20 protein-coding genes, 2 tRNA genes and 1 other RNA gene are annotated in these 20,399 nt (G+C 32.5%); 9 read left to right on the top strand and 14 right to left on the bottom strand.

The window, feature by feature from the left end:
• Positions 1-8 precede the first annotated feature (8 nt).
• The 4 genes from AAGD29_RS09420 to AAGD29_RS09405 form a co-directional block, all read right to left on the bottom strand.
• Positions 9-851 carry a M23 family metallopeptidase gene (locus tag AAGD29_RS09420; RefSeq protein WP_341757937.1) on the bottom strand — a complete coding sequence of 281 codons (843 nt, stop codon included), beginning with the start codon at positions 849-851 and terminating at the stop codon, positions 9-11.
• The gene (locus AAGD29_RS09415) at positions 852-2,129 is read right to left on the bottom strand and encodes an amino acid permease (RefSeq protein ID WP_341757936.1); all 1,278 of its coding nucleotides are present in this window, start codon (positions 2,127-2,129) and stop codon (positions 852-854) included.
• Positions 2,130-2,437: 308 nt separating this feature from the next.
• Positions 2,438-2,512: transfer RNA gene (locus AAGD29_RS09410), tRNA-Glu, on the bottom strand.
• A gap of 271 nt (positions 2,513-2,783) precedes the next feature.
• On the bottom strand, positions 2,784-3,245 hold the full coding sequence (locus AAGD29_RS09405) for an outer membrane protein assembly factor BamE (protein WP_341757935.1): 462 nt from the start codon (positions 3,243-3,245) through the stop codon (positions 2,784-2,786).
• Between the two features lie 387 nt (positions 3,246-3,632).
• Between AAGD29_RS09405 and rpmF the strand changes: the two genes are divergently transcribed.
• The 4 genes from rpmF (at position 3,633) to AAGD29_RS09385 (ending at position 6,064) form a co-directional block, all read left to right on the top strand.
• Complete coding sequence (gene rpmF, locus AAGD29_RS09400; protein ID WP_341757934.1) at positions 3,633-3,830, top strand: 50S ribosomal protein L32; 198 nt, start codon at positions 3,633-3,635, stop codon at positions 3,828-3,830.
• Positions 3,831-3,836: 6 nt separating this feature from the next.
• On the top strand, positions 3,837-4,790 hold the full coding sequence (locus tag AAGD29_RS09395) for a beta-ketoacyl-ACP synthase III (protein WP_341757933.1): 954 nt from the start codon (positions 3,837-3,839) through the stop codon (positions 4,788-4,790).
• Positions 4,784-5,104, top strand: coding sequence for an HU family DNA-binding protein (locus AAGD29_RS09390; RefSeq protein ID WP_341757932.1), 321 nt, complete (start codon positions 4,784-4,786; stop codon positions 5,102-5,104). The genes AAGD29_RS09395 and AAGD29_RS09390 overlap by 7 nt, the downstream gene beginning before the upstream one ends.
• 657 nt (positions 5,105-5,761) lie before the next feature.
• The gene (locus tag AAGD29_RS09385; protein WP_341757931.1) at positions 5,762-6,064 is read left to right on the top strand and encodes a MerR family transcriptional regulator; all 303 of its coding nucleotides are present in this window, start codon (positions 5,762-5,764) and stop codon (positions 6,062-6,064) included.
• Between the two features lie 158 nt (positions 6,065-6,222).
• On the opposite strand, the gene AAGD29_RS09380 is transcribed toward AAGD29_RS09385, so the two are convergent.
• The 10 genes from AAGD29_RS09380 to mnmE all read right to left on the bottom strand — a co-directional run bounded on the left by AAGD29_RS09380 (position 6,223) and on the right by mnmE (position 14,213).
• Positions 6,223-6,390, bottom strand: coding sequence for a hypothetical protein (locus tag AAGD29_RS09380; RefSeq protein WP_341757930.1), 168 nt, complete (start codon positions 6,388-6,390; stop codon positions 6,223-6,225).
• A 374-nt stretch (positions 6,391-6,764) separates the two neighbouring features.
• Positions 6,765-8,510, bottom strand: coding sequence for an ABC transporter ATP-binding protein (locus AAGD29_RS09375; RefSeq protein WP_410521211.1), 1,746 nt, complete (start codon positions 8,508-8,510; stop codon positions 6,765-6,767).
• A gap of 23 nt (positions 8,511-8,533) precedes the next feature.
• Positions 8,534-8,608, bottom strand: a tRNA-Thr gene (locus AAGD29_RS09370).
• A gap of 380 nt (positions 8,609-8,988) precedes the next feature.
• Positions 8,989-9,324, bottom strand: a complete 336-nt coding sequence (rpsP, locus tag AAGD29_RS09365) for a 30S ribosomal protein S16 (RefSeq protein WP_341757928.1) — start codon at positions 9,322-9,324, stop codon at positions 8,989-8,991.
• 14 nt (positions 9,325-9,338) lie between these two features.
• Complete coding sequence (gene rpmG / locus AAGD29_RS09360; protein ID WP_341747615.1) at positions 9,339-9,509, bottom strand: 50S ribosomal protein L33; 171 nt, start codon at positions 9,507-9,509, stop codon at positions 9,339-9,341.
• Positions 9,510-9,960: 451 nt separating this feature from the next.
• Entirely contained in the window at positions 9,961-10,638 is a 678-nt protein-coding gene (locus tag AAGD29_RS09355) for a hypothetical protein (protein WP_341757927.1), read from the bottom strand.
• Positions 10,639-10,773: 135 nt separating this feature from the next.
• Positions 10,774-11,064 carry a SemiSWEET family sugar transporter gene (locus tag AAGD29_RS09350; RefSeq protein WP_341757926.1) on the bottom strand — a complete coding sequence of 97 codons (291 nt, stop codon included), beginning with the start codon at positions 11,062-11,064 and terminating at the stop codon, positions 10,774-10,776.
• Positions 11,065-11,318: 254 nt separating this feature from the next.
• Positions 11,319-11,738, bottom strand: a complete 420-nt coding sequence (gene dksA / locus AAGD29_RS09345; protein WP_341757925.1) for an RNA polymerase-binding protein DksA — start codon at positions 11,736-11,738, stop codon at positions 11,319-11,321.
• Positions 11,739-11,801: 63 nt separating this feature from the next.
• The gene (locus AAGD29_RS09340; protein ID WP_341757924.1) at positions 11,802-12,746 is read right to left on the bottom strand and encodes a tyrosine recombinase XerC; all 945 of its coding nucleotides are present in this window, start codon (positions 12,744-12,746) and stop codon (positions 11,802-11,804) included.
• A gap of 3 nt (positions 12,747-12,749) precedes the next feature.
• Positions 12,750-14,213: a tRNA uridine-5-carboxymethylaminomethyl(34) synthesis GTPase MnmE gene (gene mnmE, locus AAGD29_RS09335; RefSeq protein WP_341757923.1), complete on the bottom strand. Its 1,464-nt coding sequence runs from the start codon at positions 14,211-14,213 to the stop codon at positions 12,750-12,752.
• A gap of 268 nt (positions 14,214-14,481) precedes the next feature.
• On the opposite strand from mnmE, the gene AAGD29_RS09330 reads away from it, so the two are divergent.
• The 5 genes from AAGD29_RS09330 to ssrS all read left to right on the top strand — a co-directional run bounded on the left by AAGD29_RS09330 (position 14,482) and on the right by ssrS (position 20,393).
• On the top strand, positions 14,482-19,305 hold the full coding sequence (locus AAGD29_RS09330) for an NAD-glutamate dehydrogenase (RefSeq protein WP_341757922.1): 4,824 nt from the start codon (positions 14,482-14,484) through the stop codon (positions 19,303-19,305).
• Positions 19,306-19,311: 6 nt separating this feature from the next.
• On the top strand, positions 19,312-19,665 hold the full coding sequence (locus AAGD29_RS09325; RefSeq protein WP_341757921.1) for a helix-turn-helix domain-containing protein: 354 nt from the start codon (positions 19,312-19,314) through the stop codon (positions 19,663-19,665).
• The gene (locus AAGD29_RS09320) at positions 19,662-19,871 is read left to right on the top strand and encodes a hypothetical protein (protein ID WP_341757920.1); all 210 of its coding nucleotides are present in this window, start codon (positions 19,662-19,664) and stop codon (positions 19,869-19,871) included. Before AAGD29_RS09325 ends, AAGD29_RS09320 begins: the two co-directional genes overlap by 4 nt.
• A gap of 2 nt (positions 19,872-19,873) precedes the next feature.
• Positions 19,874-20,191 carry a cell division protein ZapA gene (locus AAGD29_RS09315; protein ID WP_341757919.1) on the top strand — a complete coding sequence of 106 codons (318 nt, stop codon included), beginning with the start codon at positions 19,874-19,876 and terminating at the stop codon, positions 20,189-20,191.
• Positions 20,192-20,234: 43 nt separating this feature from the next.
• A non-coding RNA gene (ssrS, locus tag AAGD29_RS09310) (6S RNA) lies at positions 20,235-20,393 on the top strand.
• Positions 20,394-20,399: the final 6 nt, after the last annotated feature.

Genomic DNA, 20,399 nt, shown 5'->3' with positions numbered 1-20,399 from the left:
CAAAATTTTCAACAGTTGCAAGCGTGTGACACAAAATCAAAAGGATTGACATGTTTATTATTGAGCCAAATTTCAAAATGTAAATGTTCCCCGGTACTATTGCCACTATTCCCTTGCAGCCCAATCATTTGACCTTTTGTAACCATATCTCCTGCTTTTACATGTATTTTTTTCAAGTGAGCATATTTGGTGATAAATTTATTTGAATGTTTTATTTCTATCAAATTTCCATAAGCACGTTCTCGCCTTATGGTAGTAATTATTCCATCAGCAGAGGCATAAATAGGAGCACTACTATAGGCTTTTAAATCTGTCCCACAATGAAATTTCTTTTGTTTTTTCCTAGGGTGTTTGCGTACGCCGTAATGACTGGTAATCTTTACGTTATATTGTGGTAACATTATAGGAATAGCAGTAGTTAGCTTATCTAATTGTGCTAGCTCATTAATATTATGGGAACTATTTTTATTACTAGCTTTTTGAACAAGTCGCAATTCTTCTTGAGATAAGAACTTATACTTACAATTTAATTTTAGTAGTAAGTCCTTAATCTTGGTTGACCTGATCATTGCTTGGTTATTAATATTCTCAGCACAGCTGGCTTTAAACTTTTGTAAAAAAGCCTTATTATATTGGCTATCATTAATAACAAGACCAAAATCTTTTGCATAGATGCAGTTATTTTTACTTAGTGCTGCTAAATTATATTGTATAATTAAAGTGCCGTGATTTAGTTTATGATCTTTTTGTAATTGCTGAGCGGTAACAGTTAAAAGCGTCTTGTTGGTAGATGAAGAGCTACATCCTTGTAATAATAGTATAGTTAACAACAATATACAAAATTTAAGCATTTATTGCCTTGTATACCAAAGAAAATAAACCGGTACTCCGCTTAATATAAAAGAAGTACTAATTATTATATCTGTTAATGGTGTTTTATAAATAATCCATAGGCAAAATATTATTGATCCAATAGCAATTAGCCATTCATACAGTACAGATTCATCTAATTTAGTTAATAGTAGCTTCAAAAATGCTATACTACAAGTTAGATATACAAATAAAATTGAAACAACTGAAAAATCGATTACTTTTCTAATTTGTTTTAACAAGTCCTCACTTATAGTCATGATCAATAACAATAATATCCCTAAACAACATATAATTAAACTCCCAACTGGAGCACCATTTTTATTTATTTTAGAAAAAAACGATGGCATAAAACCGTCTTGTGCTAATCTTAAAGCAATTTGTCCACTAATTAATATCCATGCATTCAGCGTGCCAATACAAATAATGAAAGCAATCAGAGAAATAATTAAATGCCACTGTCCTCCCCAAATTATTTGAGCAGCATCTGCGTAAGGAGCAATTGAATGCATTAAGTTTTTTGTAGGAACTAAGCCCATTATTCCAATACTATTAATAATATAGATAATAGCAGCACAAAATGTACCGGTTATTATTGCTTTTGGTATGGTTTTTGATGGATTATCTACTACACTAGACTGAACTGTTGCTGATTCTACTCCAAAAAATCCCCAAAATGTTAATAATGTTACTTCACCCAAAATTTGATGAGAAGTTAAATTAGCTATTTTTTGATCCATAACAAAATTATTGCTATCAAATTGTAATAACGCCATAACTGGTATTATTATTAATGGAATAACTTTTAGTAAGGTTAGTATTAACTCAGAATAGCCAGCCGCTCTTATACCTCTAAGGTTTATTAACATAATAATAAGTAACAATAATATTTGTAAAAATAAACATATAAAACTGTTATATATACCAATTAAACGCATAAAATAACCAATAGCCTCAACAACAACTACTACTGAACTTACCCATGAAATAACCCAATAAGTCCAACCAGTAAAAAATGCTGCACTATTGCCAAATGCTTGTTTTACATAAATATGAAGACCACCAGTTTGAGGAAATCGTGTACAAAGCATAGAAAATAACAATGCTAAAATCATAGCCCCACAACTAGATATAACCCATCCAATTAAACTAAAAATGCCAAATGAAGCTAAACTGGCAGGTAATATTAAAATACCAGTACCGATTTGGCTGCTAATAACTAGAGCAAAAACTGACCAAAAACCAAGCTTTTGTGACATATAATCCTTAAGATGTAATAATCATAAACTTTACATAAAAAATAAAAACTGATTTATCAATTTTCAAGTTTTTGCAAGCGATATATTATATTGTTGTTTCTTACGATCGCATATAGCTTTGCCAACGTGGATCATAAGTAGGTCATTCCCGCACAGGTAGCGGAATCTATAATATCTAATAGCCTTTGCAGGTTATTTTTTGGATTCCCGCTTTTAGCTAGGAATGACATCGTTTTTGACCTTGTAAGTACCATTACTTACGTTGGCAAAGCCTACGCAAGTATGACATCATTTTTACCTATAGATACTGGTGACCCCTACGGGACTCGAACCCGTGTTTTCACCGTGAAAGGGTAACGTCCTAACCACTAGACGAAGGGGCCTTAAACTCTTTGGTATAGCTAACCCGAGAAGATTTTAGTTGCACGTTGATATCTTAGTTAAAAGTATGTCATCCCTGCGAAGGTAGCGGGATCTATAATATCTAAATAGTCTTCTAGGCTATTTCTTTAGATTCCCGCCGTTGCTAAGAATGACAAGGCTATCACCATTACTATGGCTAAAACATTCTCGGGTTAGCTATAGCCTATCTATATTCTCAGAATCAGAGCGTTCTAGTTTATACAATATCTACGAAATATTGCAAGTATGATTTTATCGTTTCTTCTTATTTTTTCCGTCGGTAGTTTTATTGAACCTGCCAATATTTTTTACAAACTTTTGTAGCCCATTTAATTCTGTACCATAAGTTTTCGTATATTCTTTAATTAACATTATATCATCTTTATGTGAGTCATTAAGTACTAAAACTTCTTCAAGAATATCATTTTTATTAAAAGTAATTCTTACTATTCTTTGTTCAATCACTTTTGGTTTAAACCATGCTCTCCTAGCTAAAGAACGTTGAACATAATACCAAGTATTCGGTGTATAGTCAGGTATAATTGTTGGTGTGCCAATTAAATCTTTTACCTCGGATTTACTAAGCCTCCTCTCCTCAAGCGTAGGTAATAAATTATCATCCACATACTGCCCTCTTGATTCTATAGTTTGACAACTACATAATGTAAAGAATATTGATGAAACAAGAAAAGTCCGAATTATAAAAAATTTCATAAAATTTATGTTTGAAATACCTAGATTTTGCAATGGAAGTATAATATACTGCTTCATCGATTTGACAAATACTTTTTGCACAGGATTATAAAATAACCCTATGTACGCGAATTTGGTATAAGAATTTGTCAATTCTTATACCAAATTCGGTGAAGTTATAGAAACAATCAGATTTGAGACGGCTCTGCATCTGATTGTTAAATTAATATTTTGCTAAAAACATGATTTTAATCTTTTAAAATCATGTTTTTAGCTTTAGAAAGGTTTAAAATGCATTCGCGTTAGCCGCTTTAAGAATGCATTTTTCCTTATTTAAAGCCAATTCGGGATAAGAATTAACTAATTCTTATCCCGAATTGGGGTTATGTATAATTTTTAAGAGGCTATATGGCAGTTCCAAAGAAGAAAACATCAAAATCAAGACGTAATATGAGACGCTCTCATCTTGCACTTGGTAAGATTAATGTAGTAGTAGATTCTCAAACAGGAGAATATAAACTTCCTCATCATATATCTCTAGCTGATGGCACATATAATGGTCGTCAAGTTATTGTGAAGAAAGAAGAAGATGAAGAAGTAGCATAAACCAAAATGGCTTGTAAAATTCTTGGGTGTGGTGCATATTTGCCGGAACGTATTGTTAGCAATGCAGAATTATCGTTATCGGTTGATACCAACGATGAATGGATTTGCTCAAGGACGGGTATATTACAAAGGCACATTGCTAGGAACGATGAATATACGTCACATTTAGCTCTTAAAGCCAGTCAGAATGCCCTAGATGATGCTGGGTTAAAGGCATCATCTATAGATTTGATAATTACCTGCAGCACTACTCCAGATAATAGTTTTCCTTCTATAGCTTCTAAGTTACAAGGTTATCTTGGGCTTAATAATGTACCTTCATTTGATCTCCAAGCGGTATGTTCGGGTTTTGTATATGGTTTACATGTTGCTGACTCTTTGATTAAATCTAGAAAATATAGAACAATATTACTGGTTGGTGCTGAAAAAATGTCGTCTTTACTAGATTGGAGCGATAGAACTACTTGTGTTTTATTCGGTGATGGTGCTGGTACTGTAATTCTGCAACATAGTGAGGATAGTTCTGGTATAATAGATAGTAATATTTACTCGGATGGTCGTTATTTTGATATTCTTTACACTGATGGTGGTGTAAGTACAGATGGCAAAAGCGGTAAAATAAAAATGAAAGGGCGGGAAGTTTTTAGGCATGCCGTAGAAAAAATGAGCAAATCAGCTGAAGACATACTACATAATAATAATTTTACCGTAGATGATGTTAACTATTTTATTCCACATCAGGCAAATATAAGGATTATAGATGCAGTTATAGAGCGACTAAAATTTAATCCAAGTAAAGTAGTAAAAACGGTTGCAGAACATGCCAATTGTTCTGCTGCTTCAATCCCTTTAGCCCTCGCTTCTCTTAAATCTTATGCTAATATCAAAAAAGGTGATATACTCCTTTTTACAGCTATCGGTGCTGGAATAACTTGGGGATCGGTTTTAATCAGATGGTAACAACTAAGACTATTACTAGAGAAAAAATTGCTCACATATTAAAATCTAAGCTGGGGCTATCAAGTATTATATGCGAGGAAATAGTCGATCAAATATTTAAGAATATTCAGCAAATGGCAAGCAACCAAAGATTGACGTTAGCAGGTTTTGGAAGCTTTTGTACTAGCACAAAAAAACCTAGGCCTGGCATAAATTTTCATACAAAAGAGACAGTGATAATTCCAGCAAAAGAGGTAATGCGTTTTATACCAACTAAAAAGTTAAAATTATTAGTTAACCTCAAGTATCGATGTAATACCATTTCCCATTATTAACTACGCTATTTAGTGCTACAGTGTAGTATTAATGTCAAAACGATGTCATCCCAGCGAAAGCTGGGATCTAATAATGTTTAATAGTCTTTTAGGCTATTTTTTTAGATTCCCGCCGTTGCTAAGAATGACAGCTCTAGGTAGTAACTACAACTGTAGTATTAGCGTAGTTAATAATGGGAAATGGTATAAGACATCGGTTTAATAGCCTAGGGGTCTCTGCGAATGGTTTATGTCATTCTGCGAAAGTAGCGGAATCTAACGAAATAAACAGGAAGGGTGCTTTAGATATTCTATATCCCTGCCTTCGCAGGGATGACATCGTTTTGACGTTAGTACTACAGCTGTAGTACTAGGTAATTTGTAGGAGAGCCGAAACCTCGATCCGCAGCGTACTCTAGTTTCGTTACGGATTCTAGTGCCGCACCGACACCATAGTACCCTACATTTTTCTATAATCGTCATCGCGAGGCATCTTTAGATGCCGTGGCGATCTAGGTAAACAACGAAGCTGTTTTTTCTAGTACGCTTCGCGTATCCTAGATTGCCGCGTCGCCGCTTTCAGCGACTCCTCGCAATGACGATTATAGAAAAATGTAGGGTACTATGCACCGACACACAAATTACCAGCAGAAGTAGAATTATGCAAGAGGTCTAAAAATGCAGATTAAGAAATATTACTCCATTAGTGAAGTAACAAAACTTCTAAATATTCACTCTCACCAGCTAAGATATCTAGAGCGGCTACTACCAAACCTAACTATACATAAGATACGTAACAGACGATATTATACAAAACAAGATATTGAATATTTGAAAGCCCATATGACAACCAAGAATATACCGATAGAATCGCAGCCTATTATCTCAAAACTATCCGATAATCAAATAAATAAAATTGATTGCCTGATCAAAAACTTTTATGACTTATCGTTGACTATCCAGCGAATTATTTCTAGATAAAAATTAATAATTCTTACATCGAATTGAGCTTAGATAGGAATATTCTGCATGAATTGAATTGTCAAAGAAAAGCCTTGAAAGGACTGAATACGATTAATAATCATATTACAAAAAAGCTGGCATAGAAAAACTCCACACCAGCCTTAGAAAGAAGGGATTTATTTTTTCACTTCTTCTTTTTCTTCTTTCTTCGTGTCTTTCTTGTTCATGTTGTTTTCATCCATGTTTACTTCGTCTTGCTGCAGATCTTTTTTCTCAGGAGCAGCTACAGCAAAAGCAGAAATAGAGAAAGCTAAAGTTAGAATAATAGTTAATAAATTTTTCATAATAAACCTCATTTTTTGTATTGGTGATTCTAGCTTAAACTTTGTAATATTCAAGTCAAATAATAGGTAGAATTACCTTTATTATAAAAATAAATTATTAATGTAATAACTCTGTGTCATTTTGGTTAATATATTTATTTTAAACCTCAATTTCGGATTAATTTCATTAATCCGAAATTGGAATGAGAATGTAAACAATCAGGCTTAAAGCGGGTTGACGCCTGATTGTTAAATATTTCATTTGCTAATAGATTAAAATGCATTCGCAAAACCGCTTTAAGAATGCATTTTTCTGAATATTCTAGCCAGTTTTGGATTAAAATTTTTAATTTTAATCCAAAACTAAGGTTTTAACGAACTCTCTATTCATATTTTTACAAGTTTATTGACTGTTCTTTGCAAATTATTTTATAAATTTCACATTTCTCAAGCAGTTTAGCATGAGTATCCCTTGCAATTAACCGTCCATGATCAATTACCAAAATTTCGTCAGCCTGCTCTATACTTGAAATACGATGAGCGATAGATAATATAGTTTTGTCTTTCATTATTTTTTGTAATCTATCTAGTAATTTTTGTTCACTCTCGCTATCTAAAGCACTCATTGCTTCATCTAGAAGTAAAATCTCTGGGTTATATAGAATTGCCCTACTGATAGCTATTCGTTGTTTCTGTCCTCCAGATAATTTAATGCCCTTCTCACCAATTTCAGTATCTAGTCCTTCTTGAAGATTTTGAATAAAATCCATTATTCCGGTATTATTAGCTGCTTTTATTATTTCTTCTTCACTAGCATCTGGTTTAGCAAAAACGATATTTGATCTAATCGTACCAGAGAAAATACTTGAATCCTGTGGGACATAGGCAATCATACGCCTTATCTGCTGGTCATTAGTCTTTGATATATCTTGCTTGGCAATTCTAATGATCCCTTTTTTAGGAAAATAAAATTTTAACATTAACTGCATCATGGTACTTTTACCAGCACCTGATCTGCCAACTATACCAATAAATTTACCTCTATCTATTTTAAATGACAGATCATCTATAACTAAACTGTCTAATCTTGATGGATATATAAAGCTTACATTTTCAAACTCTATAATCCTAGAAGTCTTATTATTTTGATAATCACATATTTGGATATTGGTGTGTTGATTTTTGGAAGAATAGTCTATAAGAGCAAAAACCCTTTCTGAGGCTACAAGAGATGAGTGTACCTCACTTAAAAGCTCAAAAATACCCCCGCTGCTCATACCGGCGATTATAGCGTAATAAATAAATGATATCATCTGACCTGATGATAAATGACCATGTACTATATCTCTGCTACCTACCCATATAACTATAGTGATAGAGAATAATATAACTGAAATAGCTATCGCGAAAAATATAGAACGGATTTTTAAGCGATCTGCCGTATGCTTTAAATAATCAGAAATTTGCTTATTGAAATCAGCTATTTTATTTGCCTGCTGATTAAAAGCTTGTATCGTGCAAATATTTGATACAGTTTCTTCTAAATTAGCTGCAATATTGGCTTGCGACTTGAGAGCATTTTTTGATAAATTTCTTACATATTTGCCAAATTTCATTAGTGGTAACAATAATAATGGTATAATGGTAATGACAATCACAGCGAGCTTAGGACTCTGAAAGAACATCAATATAATTCCACCAATTAGCATTATTAAGTTACGAACAAAGAAAGAGAGAAAATTGATAATCAACTTGGAGATAAGTTCTATATCTATAGTCAGGCGGGAGATGATATCACCAATTTTTAGCTCTTCAAAACAAGCAATATCAAAATTAATTATATTACTGTAAGCTTCTTGCCTAATTGTACTCACGATTTTTTCAGCAATATTATTAATGAAATAAGAACGGAAAAAACTACCTACACTAAAAATTATTATTAAAATAGTAATATATAATATCGATTGATCAATTGACTGCAGATAATGTGCTTTTAGACCATTATCAATTAACTGTCTAAAACTACCACCTATTGCTAGCAATGAAATTGACACACATAATAAGGCCAACATAACAATTGCTAGATCTAATTTATAGAGCTTTAAGTAACTGATAAATCTATAAGGAATTGTCTTATGTATTGAAAACATAGTTATAAAATAGCTGGTGCCGGATGTCGGATTTGAACTGACGACCTACCGCTTACAAGGCGGTTGCTCTACCACTGAGCTAATCCGGCAAATAAGAAAAAGCTCTAAAAGAAGTCATTGTAAAACAAATATATTATTTGAATTTACTTCAGGATCGAGTAAAAAACCATTCAATGACATTCCTGCTTGCACACATGGGTATCAATTTAAGTGGTCTGCACGGCTCATTAGTATGTCATCCCTGCGTAAGCAGGGATCTATAATCTCTAATAGTCTTCTAGGCTATTTCTTTAGATCCCTGCTTTCGCAGGGATGACATACTCTTTGCCCTGTAAGTATCATTACTTACGTTGGCTTTTTGATCCACGCGGGCAATGCCTACGCAGGAATGACATCGATTTGGGTGTTTTAGATTCCTGCCACAGCTCGAATGACATGCCCCCCACGGGGGAACATGTTTTTATTCACCTTAAGCTTTTTTTGACTCTTTCTTAGGAGGTTTTATTTTACGATTCTTAATTTTAACTTCCATTTTCTTTTTGATTGATGCCGGGAGTAATATACCAGCTTCTTCAATAAACCTAGCAACACGATCTGTAGGCTGAGCACCCGTACTTAACCAATATTCTATACGATCAGACTTTAAAACCACACGATTTGCATCACCTCTGACAAGCATTGGGTTATAAGTACCTACTTTCTCCAAAAAATCACCATCCCTAGGAGCTGTTGCATTGGCTACAACCACTCTATAATGAGGACGCTTCTTTGCCCCACCTCTTGCCAAACGAATTTTTGTTGCCATATACCTCTATTTCACTATTTAATCTTTTCTTCTTTAAAAGGAACGTGCTTCCTGACTACAGGATCATACTTCTTAAATGATAACTTCTCAGTTTGAGTTTTAGGGTTGCGTTTCTTTACCAAAAAATACCCTGTACCAGCTGTACTAACAAGTCTTACCAAAACATTCTTATTTTTTTTAGCCACAACTATCAGACCTTTTTGTATTATTTATAAAATAAACTGCTGGTCATAATAAAAGTAAGCTAGCAAATAGTCAAGAGTAAAATAGCTTTTGTGTACCAATAACTGTAAATTGTAAACTGCCCTTACCATTCCCTATTGTAATAAAATTTACAAGAAAGATAATTATAGAGCTCAAGAATTATTTATGTTTAAAACAAAAATCATTAAGTATCCATTGGAGAATCAGAGGTCTGTCCTAAAATATTTGATTCCATGTTCTCATGAGCATGATTATTATGATAATCATTTAATATATCAAACCAATTTTTATTTGGGTTTTGGACAAAAGTCTCTTTTATTTCACCGGTACTATTCTCAATTACTTGTACATTGAGAGCCTTTTTGTCAAAAATTATATGATATTTTGAACCAAAACCTATTCCAGCTGAAGAACAGATGTATTTCTCCTCTGTTAATAATAAATTTTTAATATTTCTTCCATAGTTGTTGCATCTCTGAATAATTCAGCAACAGCTCTAGGATCTGATTTTGTTGGTTCATTTCTTTTAGATAAAGTTATTACACGAGAAGTTGAACTAAAAATATTTTCATATGATGCACTATAAATACTGCCATCATGACAAGAAATAAACACTATATTTGGTGAGAGATCTGTTGGAATAATTTTTCTTACAGGGGTTTTGTCATCTATACTATTTAAAGCTAACCCTAGTGTTTCAATATCATTTTCTGTAGTAACTGATCCGTGTATATCAATAATAAGAAGTAAATTATTATCTGAATTTAATGATTTAATTTCTTCTTGATATTTTTCTAAAAAAAAATGATTAGTATCTGTAATATAAGAAACAAAAGGTATCCCTTGCTCTTGATATATTAGTTTTAGGGTATCATTTTTAGATTGTACTTTAAGAAGATATTCTTCTGTAGCAATCTCATTTTCCTGATCTTTTTGCTTATCTTCTTCAGTTCTTTTAACCCCGTAGATCTGATTAAATTCCTCTAAAGTCATTTCTTGACCATTCATAGTAATCTTCATTTGTGGTTTTGATTCTTTTATCTCTTCTTTAATGGCCGAATCAACCTCTATATAAAATACTTTACTTATTTTTTCTGTATGTTTTGACATAATTATTATCTAATTTTTTTATAAATTTATACCGTTATATCGAATATAATTTTGATTACAAGTATTATTTAAAACTTATGTCAGATAGCTTTTGGTTCAATTGTTTGTCGTCCTTAATTTATTCCAAGACCGAGTTCAAGAAGCATAAAGTAATATACCAATCACCACCATTATCATTCCTACTAATCCAACTATTTGAGCAACAATGATTGTAATGTTATGGTGGATTATACCATAAATTAACCAACTCAAAATAACAATAATTATCACAAGAAAACCATCAAGAGATAAGTCATCTGCACTCTTAGTAGTAAAAATTTTATAGGCCTGAGTATAAAACAAATATTGTCCCATTGTACCAGCAAATATCATATATCTATCAAAAAAAATAATTAGTTTATTTTTTGTTTTCTCTGTATATGCCATATATGTACCTATTTAACTATTACGTAAATAACCTCAGTTTGATGTAAGACATCCGTTTAATAGCCACGATGTCACCCCTGCTTCGGTGCGGGATCTAAAACTATATAACATACCTATCTATGCTATTCTTTTAGACCCCTGCCTACGCAGGGGTGACATCCGAAGGCACTGGGATGACATAATGGCGGTAACATCACCCCTAATGGCAATGATTACTTGAGCCTACTATTAATTTATTACATCAATACTTGAGGTTAAATATCTATATGTTGTTTCTCATAATTCTCATGTCGCTCTTGTGCTTCAATACACAAAGTTGCAACTGGTCTTGCTTCTAGACGTTTTAAGCCAATTGGCTCTCCAGTTTCTTCACAATAACCATATTCATTTTTTTCTATCCTTACCAAAGCTTCTTCGATTTTATCAAGAAGCTTACGATACCTATCTCTTGTCCTGAGTTCAATTGCTGTATCCGTTTCAATTGACGCACGATCATTTAAATCCGGCTCATTCCAATTTTCTTCCTTGAGATGGGCTAAGGTTTCTCGTGATTCCTCTAGTAAAGAACTTTTCCACTCAAGGAGTTTTTGTCTAAAATATTCTAACTGTTGAGGATTCATATATTCTTCATCATTGGAAGGTTTATACCCTTTTAATAAAACAATTTTAGACATACAGGCTTCTCATATTCAAACATGGGATAATATAACCTATAATTAAAAAGCATGGCAAGAAGATTATAATAGTTTCCCATTAGATTTTGATATTGGGTGAGCATTATTATAAATATTTTCCAAATGTTTTAGACTAATTTTAGTATAACGCTGGGTAGTTGACAAACTTTTATGACCAAGTAATTCCTGAATAGACCTTAACTCTGCTCCATTCTCAAGCAAGTGCGTGGCAAAACTATGTCTAAAGGAATGAGCTGATAAATGTTCTGATAATCCATAGAAGCGGCGTAATTTTATCAGTTCACGATTAAATACTGGAGCTTGTAATTTCTTACCCATTTTACCTCGAAATATCGGATCTTTTTCATCTATACTATAAGGTAATTTACTCAAATATTGTTCTATTAAATCTCTAGCAACTGGCGTCCATGGTATTATCCGTTCTTTTCTGCCCTTCCCTGTTATTTTTATAAAATCTAAGTTTTGTAAATGAGATGTAGTCATAGATAATGCTTCGGATATTCTAAGCCCAGCAGCATAAATAAGCACTAAAAGGGCTTTATTTCTTAACTCCACCCATTCTAAATCAGCAAAATCATCAATATGTTCAATGGATAATTGAGCATCTGACTGCGATAAAGATTTCGGTAATATTTTAGCTTTCCTAGGGTTTTTGACGGAAAAAATTGCATGGCAAGTGATATTAGCAGTCTTCTCTAGATATTTATAAAAATTCTTTATAGCAGACAAACTTCTAGAATTAGAAGCTGTTAGGTAATTATCTTGTTGCCTTTTAGAAAGCCAGCTCCGTACTAATCTTATGTCAACTTGCCTTATAGAAGTAATGGTTATGATTTCAGAATTATAGTGAGCCATAAAATTCAGAAAATGTTCTAAATCATTCTTATAAGAAATTATGGTATGTTCTGAACAATTCTTTTGTAATTTCAGATATTTTTGCCATTTATCTATTAGCTCTAATACTTCTTGTGCTTTTTTCTGAATCATTGATCATTTACCTATACAAAAATTACTAAATATCTCTCCTAACACTTCTTCAACACTAATTTTACCAGTAACATTACTTAAACTTCTGATAGCCATTCTAACATCTTCTGTGGCTAGCACTAAGTCATTTTCAATATTAAAATTTTCTAAATATTCCAACGCTTTTTCTATACACGCTCGTTGACGTTGTCTAGTAATATGCGGCGATTCAGTTAAACCTGCTATATTATGGGCAATATTTTCGATTTCTTTTAATAAAATATCCAGTCCTATTTTTTCTTTTATAGAGATCTTTAAATAATTTTTGTTTAATAGCAGCAATCTATCTTCCATAATGTCATTCCCGATTTCTCCGGTGTCATCCCTGCTTCCTTCAATGTCATTCCTGCGTAGGCGGGAATCTAGATCCCGCACTGAAGCGGGATGACAATGCCCCAAACTTTTATCCAAAAGATCAATTTTATTGACCAGCATTATGGTATTATCATCTATTAAATCTATAATATCAGCCATCTCCTCAAAATATAAGGGGGAGTTGCTTAACTTTATAGCATCAAGCATAATTATTTTGATATCAGCCATTTTTGCTGACTCAATTGCACGTTTGATACCTTCTAGCTCTATTATATCATTACTAGACCTTATACCAGCCGTATCTTGTAATATAATTGGGTATCCCCCTATATCTAGATGTCCCTCAATTATATCACGAGTTGTGCCTTCAATGTTTGATACAATAGCAACATCTCTTTGCATCAAAAAATTAAGTAAACTAGATTTACCAACATTAGGAGTTCCTAAAATAGTCAATTTAATTCCAGTTCGTAGTAACTCCCCTCGTCTATTATCGTTAAGGTGTTTTATTATAGCATATTTAAGACCAGCACTAATAGTCATAACCCTATTTAATATTTCTTGTGGAATATCTTCATCAGGGAAATCGATATAAGCTTCAAGTAAGCCAATAATGGTAAGTAAAGTTTGTCTCCATCCATTATAAAGTTCTTCAAGCTCTCCACCAACTTGCTTAACCGCCTGCCTATGCTGCCAAACAGTTTCAGCTTCAATTAAATCGGCAATACCTTCTGCAGCAGTTAAATCAAATTTGCCATTTAAAAACGCCCTACGGGTGAATTCCCCAGGCTCTGCAATCCTTAAACCATCTATGGTTAACAATGCTTCACTGAGCATTACGGCAATTGCTATGCTGCCATGTGTGTATATCTCCACTACATCTTCTCCAGTGAAACTGGCTGGAGCTTGAAAATATGCTACAACTGCATCATCAATTAATTCTTGATTTTTAGGATTTATGAGCTTTTTACAGTACATAATTCTCGGAACAAACTCTATATTATTATTCTTAAGCAGGTGTTTTAAGGCAAATAGGCTTTTAGGTCCAGAGATACGAAAGACTGCAACACCAGCTTTTCCTGGTTTAGAGCTTTGAGCAAAAATAGTTTCCACGACAGTAGTGATCCTCTTGCTTAAGTAATTTATTTAATTATAATCAATACCAAGTAGGCAAGGATTAAACAACTTAAATTCTGCACAAAGATGTCACCCCCGCGAAGGCGGGGGTCTAAAGAACTAGGTACTTAAACATTTTTAGATTCCGCTACCTGTGCGGGAATGACATCGAGTATGCTGTGATATTATTCCTAATTTAAACTATTTAAACACTTGTTGCCTACTTAGTAATCTATTGAAACAATTATAAAGTTTGGTAACAACTATGACAATAGAAAAGACATCTTTAGCTTTAAGTAAGCTTACTTGTCAAGTGCCTAATTATAAATCAGAAATTTTATCACTGAGTACAGCAAAAAGTGGGAATCCACTTTATAACACCCCTCTTTATAGTAAGTTTGTACAGAAATTCCTAGTTTATACCCCTGTAGACTATAGATTTAGAGATAGACAAGAATTATTTGCTGAGTTTACAAATAATGCCTTTCAGTTCTTTCAAGAAAAACAGCCTGATAAAAGAAAGTTGCAGATTGTCAGTACAGTAATTGAAAATGATCCTGCAATTAATATTCTGCTACTGAATGATGACAAATCATTTATAGTTGATTCGATCATTTGTTTATTAACAAGCCTAAATTTAAAAGCTAAATTTTTACTCCATCCTATTATAGCTTGTGTAAGGAACAATGATGGTCACTTACAAGAAATATTGGATATAAAGAAAGATAGAGAGGAATCTTTAGTCCATATCACTATTCTAGGGAGTTTTGATCAAAAAGATATTAGCTCTTTGGAAATGGCTTTAAATGAAGTTCTAGATCAGGTAGACACTACTTATAATGTATGGTCTAAAATCTTAAACAGAGTGACGTTAATTTCAAACGATATCCAAAATAATCAGCAATTATATAATGACAATCATTTAGATTATCATGAATCTACAAATTTCTTAGATTGGTTAAAAGATGATAATTTTACTTTTCTAGGTATGATTAACTTTGATCTAACTTCTAAAAATTTTTCATTGGAAGATGGTGTTAAAAAGATATGGCAAGATAGTGGTGAGGTTCTTGATATTATCGAACGCTCAGCAAATTCATTACATGAAAATAAACTAATTATTTTAGGTAAAATTAATATCTTATCAAAGGTACATAGAAGTAACTTAGTAGATTATATTTTAATTAAGAAAATTGATCAGGATAAAAAATATCACTCAGGTAGTATAATTTTTGGCTTATATAGCTCTGCAATGTATTATCAATTAGTTACTGATATTCCTATACTGAGACAAAAACTAAAATTTGTTGTAGATAAATCTGCTTTCCCGATTGGTGGATATAATACCAAAAAGCTTAAAAATATAATTCAATCTCTGCCTAAAGAAGCTTTGATACAGATTGATGAAGGTGATTTATACTGTATGTGTTTACACGTACTCTCAGGGATAACGAGTAGAAAACTTAAATTATTTATTCAACAAGATTGGTCTGGTTCGTTTATTAATATCATAATATTTCTACCAAGAGATCGTTTGACACTAGAAGTACATAGTAGCATAAATTATTATTTATCAAATATACTTAGTGGTCTAATACTTTCAGATTATACTGCAGAAGTGGTAGAAAATTTTTCATATTTATTTGTTACGTTGGAGGTACAAGGTAAAAAGAATATTGATTTTGATGTTGAACTAATAGAGCAAGAATTAGATAAACTCTCCTCTCGTTGGAGTGAGGATTTTTACCAAAAGTTATGTAAAAAATTTGGTGAATACCAAGGGGGAGTAAATTTTAAGCTTTTTGATCCAATTTTTCCTATCGATTATAGAGAAAAATTTAATGGACAAACAGCTTTAATAGATATTGAGTATTTAAAAGAGGCTAGTATTTATCACAAGCCTATATTTAATTTAATTGCTATAAATAATAAAGAGTTCCAGCTAAAAATTTACAGCCCGACGCCTAAATTAGCTCTTTCAAACTTACTACCATCTATAGAAAATTTAGGATTCAAAGCTATAGATGAACAAAGCTTTGCCATAAAAAGAGCGGGAGATATTGAAGAAAGTTGGATATATGAGTTTACTCTCGAAGCATTGATAACTATTGAAAGTGATATTGATTTACTTAAAGCAAACGTAGAAGAGGCTCTAGATAAGATATATCTTGGACTTTTAGCTAATGATTCTTTAAGCAAATTAATAGTATTATCGGGCTTTAATTGGTGGCAAGTTAAGTTGGTTAAAGCATTAACTAGATATTTACATCAAACTGGCTTTATTTATGGTAAGGGTTATGTTCAGTTGACCTTAATAAAGCATTTTTTATATACTAAAATGTTAGTTGATTTGTTTGATACTAAATTTAATCCAGCAAATTTCTCAGATGCACGTTCAAAAACTATAAAAGATAGTATCTTTAACTATCTTAATACAATTACTAGCAGTAGTGAGGACAAGGTTCTAAGACAGATGTTTGATATTATTGAAGCTATTGTAAGAACTAACTGTTATCAGCCCAGCTCTAATGACTTGAAAAATGCAACTAACAAGCATAGTACAGTCAGTAAAAATTATTTTTCTTTTAAAATTGACTCGCAGAAAGTTCCTCACTTGCCTTTGCCAGTACCATTTGCCGAAATATTTGTTTATGCTAATGATTTTGAAGCTATCCATTTACGAGGGGGCATCGTCGCTCGTGGAGGTATTAGATGGTCTGATAGAGGTGAGGATTATAGAGTAGAAGTATTAGGACTAATGAAAGCCCAAATGACCAAAAATTCAGTTATTGTACCTGTTGGCTCAAAAGGTGGATTTTTCGTTAATTTCACCGATGATAATATGACTCGCCAAGAATATATGGCAAGAGTGGTACAGTGTTATAAAAATTTTCTCCGTGGATTACTTGATATCACTGACAATATAATTGACGGCAAAGTTATTCAACCAAAAAATACTGTTATCTACGACCAAGAAGATCCATATCTAGTAGTTGCAGCCGATAAAGGTACAGCAAGCTTCTCGGATTATGCAAATAGTGTGTCGGCTGAATATAATTTCTGGTTAGGTGACGCTTTTGCTTCCGGTGGATCAGTAGGTTATGATCATAAAAAAATGGCTATTACCTCAAAGGGAGCTTGGATTTCTGTAGCAAGCCATTTCCATGCTATGGGTATTGATGTAAAAAAAGACCCTATTACTGTTGTTGGTATTGGCGATATGTCTGGGGATGTTTTTGGTAATGGCATGCTTAGATCCAATACCATAAAACTTGTTGCAGCATTTAATCATAAACATATATTTATTGATCCACAACCTGATCCAATTATTAGTTTCAATGAACGTATACGACTATTCAATTTACCTACATCAAATTGGTCTGACTATAATCAACTATTAATTTCAAAAGGTGGCAGAGTTTTTGAGAGAAGCAGTAAGTCTATCTCATTATCCCTAGAAGCCAAGTTATTGCTAAAGATAGACATTAACGAATTATCTCCTGAAGATCTGATTAGAGCTATCCTACAAGCAAAAGTTGATTTGCTTTGGAATGGCGGTATAGGAACCTATATAAAAGCTTCAACGGAAAATCACCTAGAGATAGGCGATAAGGCAAATGATAATCTTAGAGTCAATGGTAAAGATATCAGAGCTAAAGTAATAGGAGAAGGTGGAAATATTGGCGTATCACAACAAGGTAGAATAGAGTATAGCAAGCTAGGCGGAAGAATAAATACTGATTTCATTGATAATTCAGCTGGCGTTGATTGTTCGGATCATGAGGTAAATATCAAAATTGCTCTTAATCAGGCTATGTCCTCTAAGAAGATTAGTTTAGAAGAACGTAATAAGTTCTTATTTATTATGACAAAACACGTCGAAGAACTGGTCCTAGTTGATAACTATAAACAAAATCAGGCACTTGATATAATGCAATTATCTAGTACTTCAACTATCGGAGTATTTAGCCAATTTATTGATACTTTAGAAGAAGAAAAATTAATTAATAGAACTGTTGAGTTCTTACCAACTCAGGAAGAACTTAGTAAAAGGGCAATTAATAAGGAAATTATGACCCGCCCCGAGCTTTGTGTATTACTTTCTTATAGTAAACGCTCAGTCTATCATGATTTAATAACAGCAACATTTTCAAAAGATAAGTATTTTGAATCTTATCTGATTAATTATTTTCCAAAACTAATGCAAGAAAAATTCCGTGAGGAAATTTTAGCTCATCCGCTTAAGCATGAAATTATTCGAACCGTTGTAACAAATAAAATTGTCAATCAACTAGGCGGACCATCACTTAATCTTATAAAACGTGAAACTCAGACTGCTCTTTGTGATATAGTTCGTTCGTATACTATTATCTGTGAAATTTTTGATTTAGATAATCTATGGGCTATAGTAGAATCTCTAGCAAGTAATATAGATCATAAAGTTAAAATTGACATGTTCACTGAGCTTGCTAAAATTATGTGTAGGGGTATCTCTTGGTTTCTAAAACATATAAAACATCCTATCAATATTAGCAATACCATTGATGAATTTTATGAACCAGCTAGAATGCTTAGTAAAGTGGTTGGTAATCTTCTTTTAGGAGAAGCAAAAAACAAATTCGATAATAAAGTTAAGCAATATACTTTATCAGGAGTGACAGATGAAATAGCTCACAGGATTGCGACTCTTGACAGCCTAGTGTCTGTCTTTGATATAATATATATTGCAAAAAAGACAAAAGCTAAAAATAATGATGTTGCTAATTTATATTTCACTACTGGTAATAAATTTAGTATTGATTGGCTTCGTAAATCTTGTGATAAACAACTAAACGATTCCTATTGGAGCAGATTATCAATTCAATCATTAAAAGATGACTTATATGATAAACAAAGACAATTATTGACTAAAATAATTAACAACTCTAAATTAAATATTGATTTAGATTTATGGATTGATAATAATATAAATTCCGCATGTATTTTTTTAGATTTTGTAAAAGGAATTAGATTGCAAGAAACTATTGACTTAAATATTTTAATTTTAGCAAACAAGAAATTTGAAACTTTTTTGCGTAAACTTGAGTAATGCGTTATGTCGTCATCCCTAAAACAAGCGAGAATAGAATCTGGTAAAACGCTTGAAGAAATATCTAGCTGTTTGAAGATTAGGAAGCAATATTTGGTAGCTCTTGAAGAGGAGGATTTTAGTTCGATGCCAGCGGAAGTTTATGTAAAGGGTTATCTTAAATTATATTCAAACTATTTAGGAATAGTTTTAAATCTCAGTGAGAAAGACAAGCAGGAATCTTCAAAAGATATTGACCTCAGAAATAGGTCAGATCTAATGATATTGGACCATAAATGGAAGAAACAACTAATTATTATTTCTGTTTTAATATTAATAATAATTCCAATAATTTATCACTTAATATTATCATCTGAATGAAAATAACTAATGATTTATTACTTAAGTTAATGCAAGAAGTGGACCAAGGTCTTGAAGGTCTCTTGTCAAATATCGCTAGGCAGCATGAAGAAATCAATAAACTGAAGGATGAAAATAAACAGCTCAGGGATAATTATACAAAAATACTTGAGCAAATAGCTGTATATGTTGCTGAACTTGAAGCAATAAAACATAAAAATACATAAAGATGTCTATAGTAACAATACTACTTGGTAGCAAAACTTTCCAACTCGCATGTAGTGAAGGAGCAGAAGAAGAATTATGCAATCTTGCAGCCAAATTAAATGAAAATATTGCTCAGATAAAAAAAGTTAACCCATCAGCATCATTTGAATTATTATTAGTTATGTCTGCATTGAGTTTACAGGAACAAGTACAAAACTTGACTAACAAAATTGCTAAAATTGATGGTGCTAATATACCTCCCGAAGAAGAAAAATTTGCAGAAACGTTAAGTACTATAGCAGGATATTTAGAAGACCTTGCGAGAAAGATTGGAAAGTGATATTATATAATCCCGTGTACGACAACATCAATGTTTGAAAGGTAATGGGCTGCTTGGTTCGTGAGCTTAACGTATTGCCCCGGGACTATAATTTTTATTATTAGGAAACCGTCCCTGTCTGAATCTATTATACAGATATATGGATTCCACCTTACATACAGGTTCTTTGAGGATCTTAGGCAACGACCAAAGTGGTTCATTTTTTTAG

Origin of the sequence: Candidatus Tisiphia endosymbiont of Ditula angustiorana, assembly GCF_964026425.1 — a bacterium.
Lineage (GTDB): Bacteria > Pseudomonadota > Alphaproteobacteria > Rickettsiales > Rickettsiaceae > Tisiphia.
The sequence above is the reverse complement of the archived record's forward strand: the minus strand, read 5'-3'. Positions and strand labels throughout refer to the sequence as shown.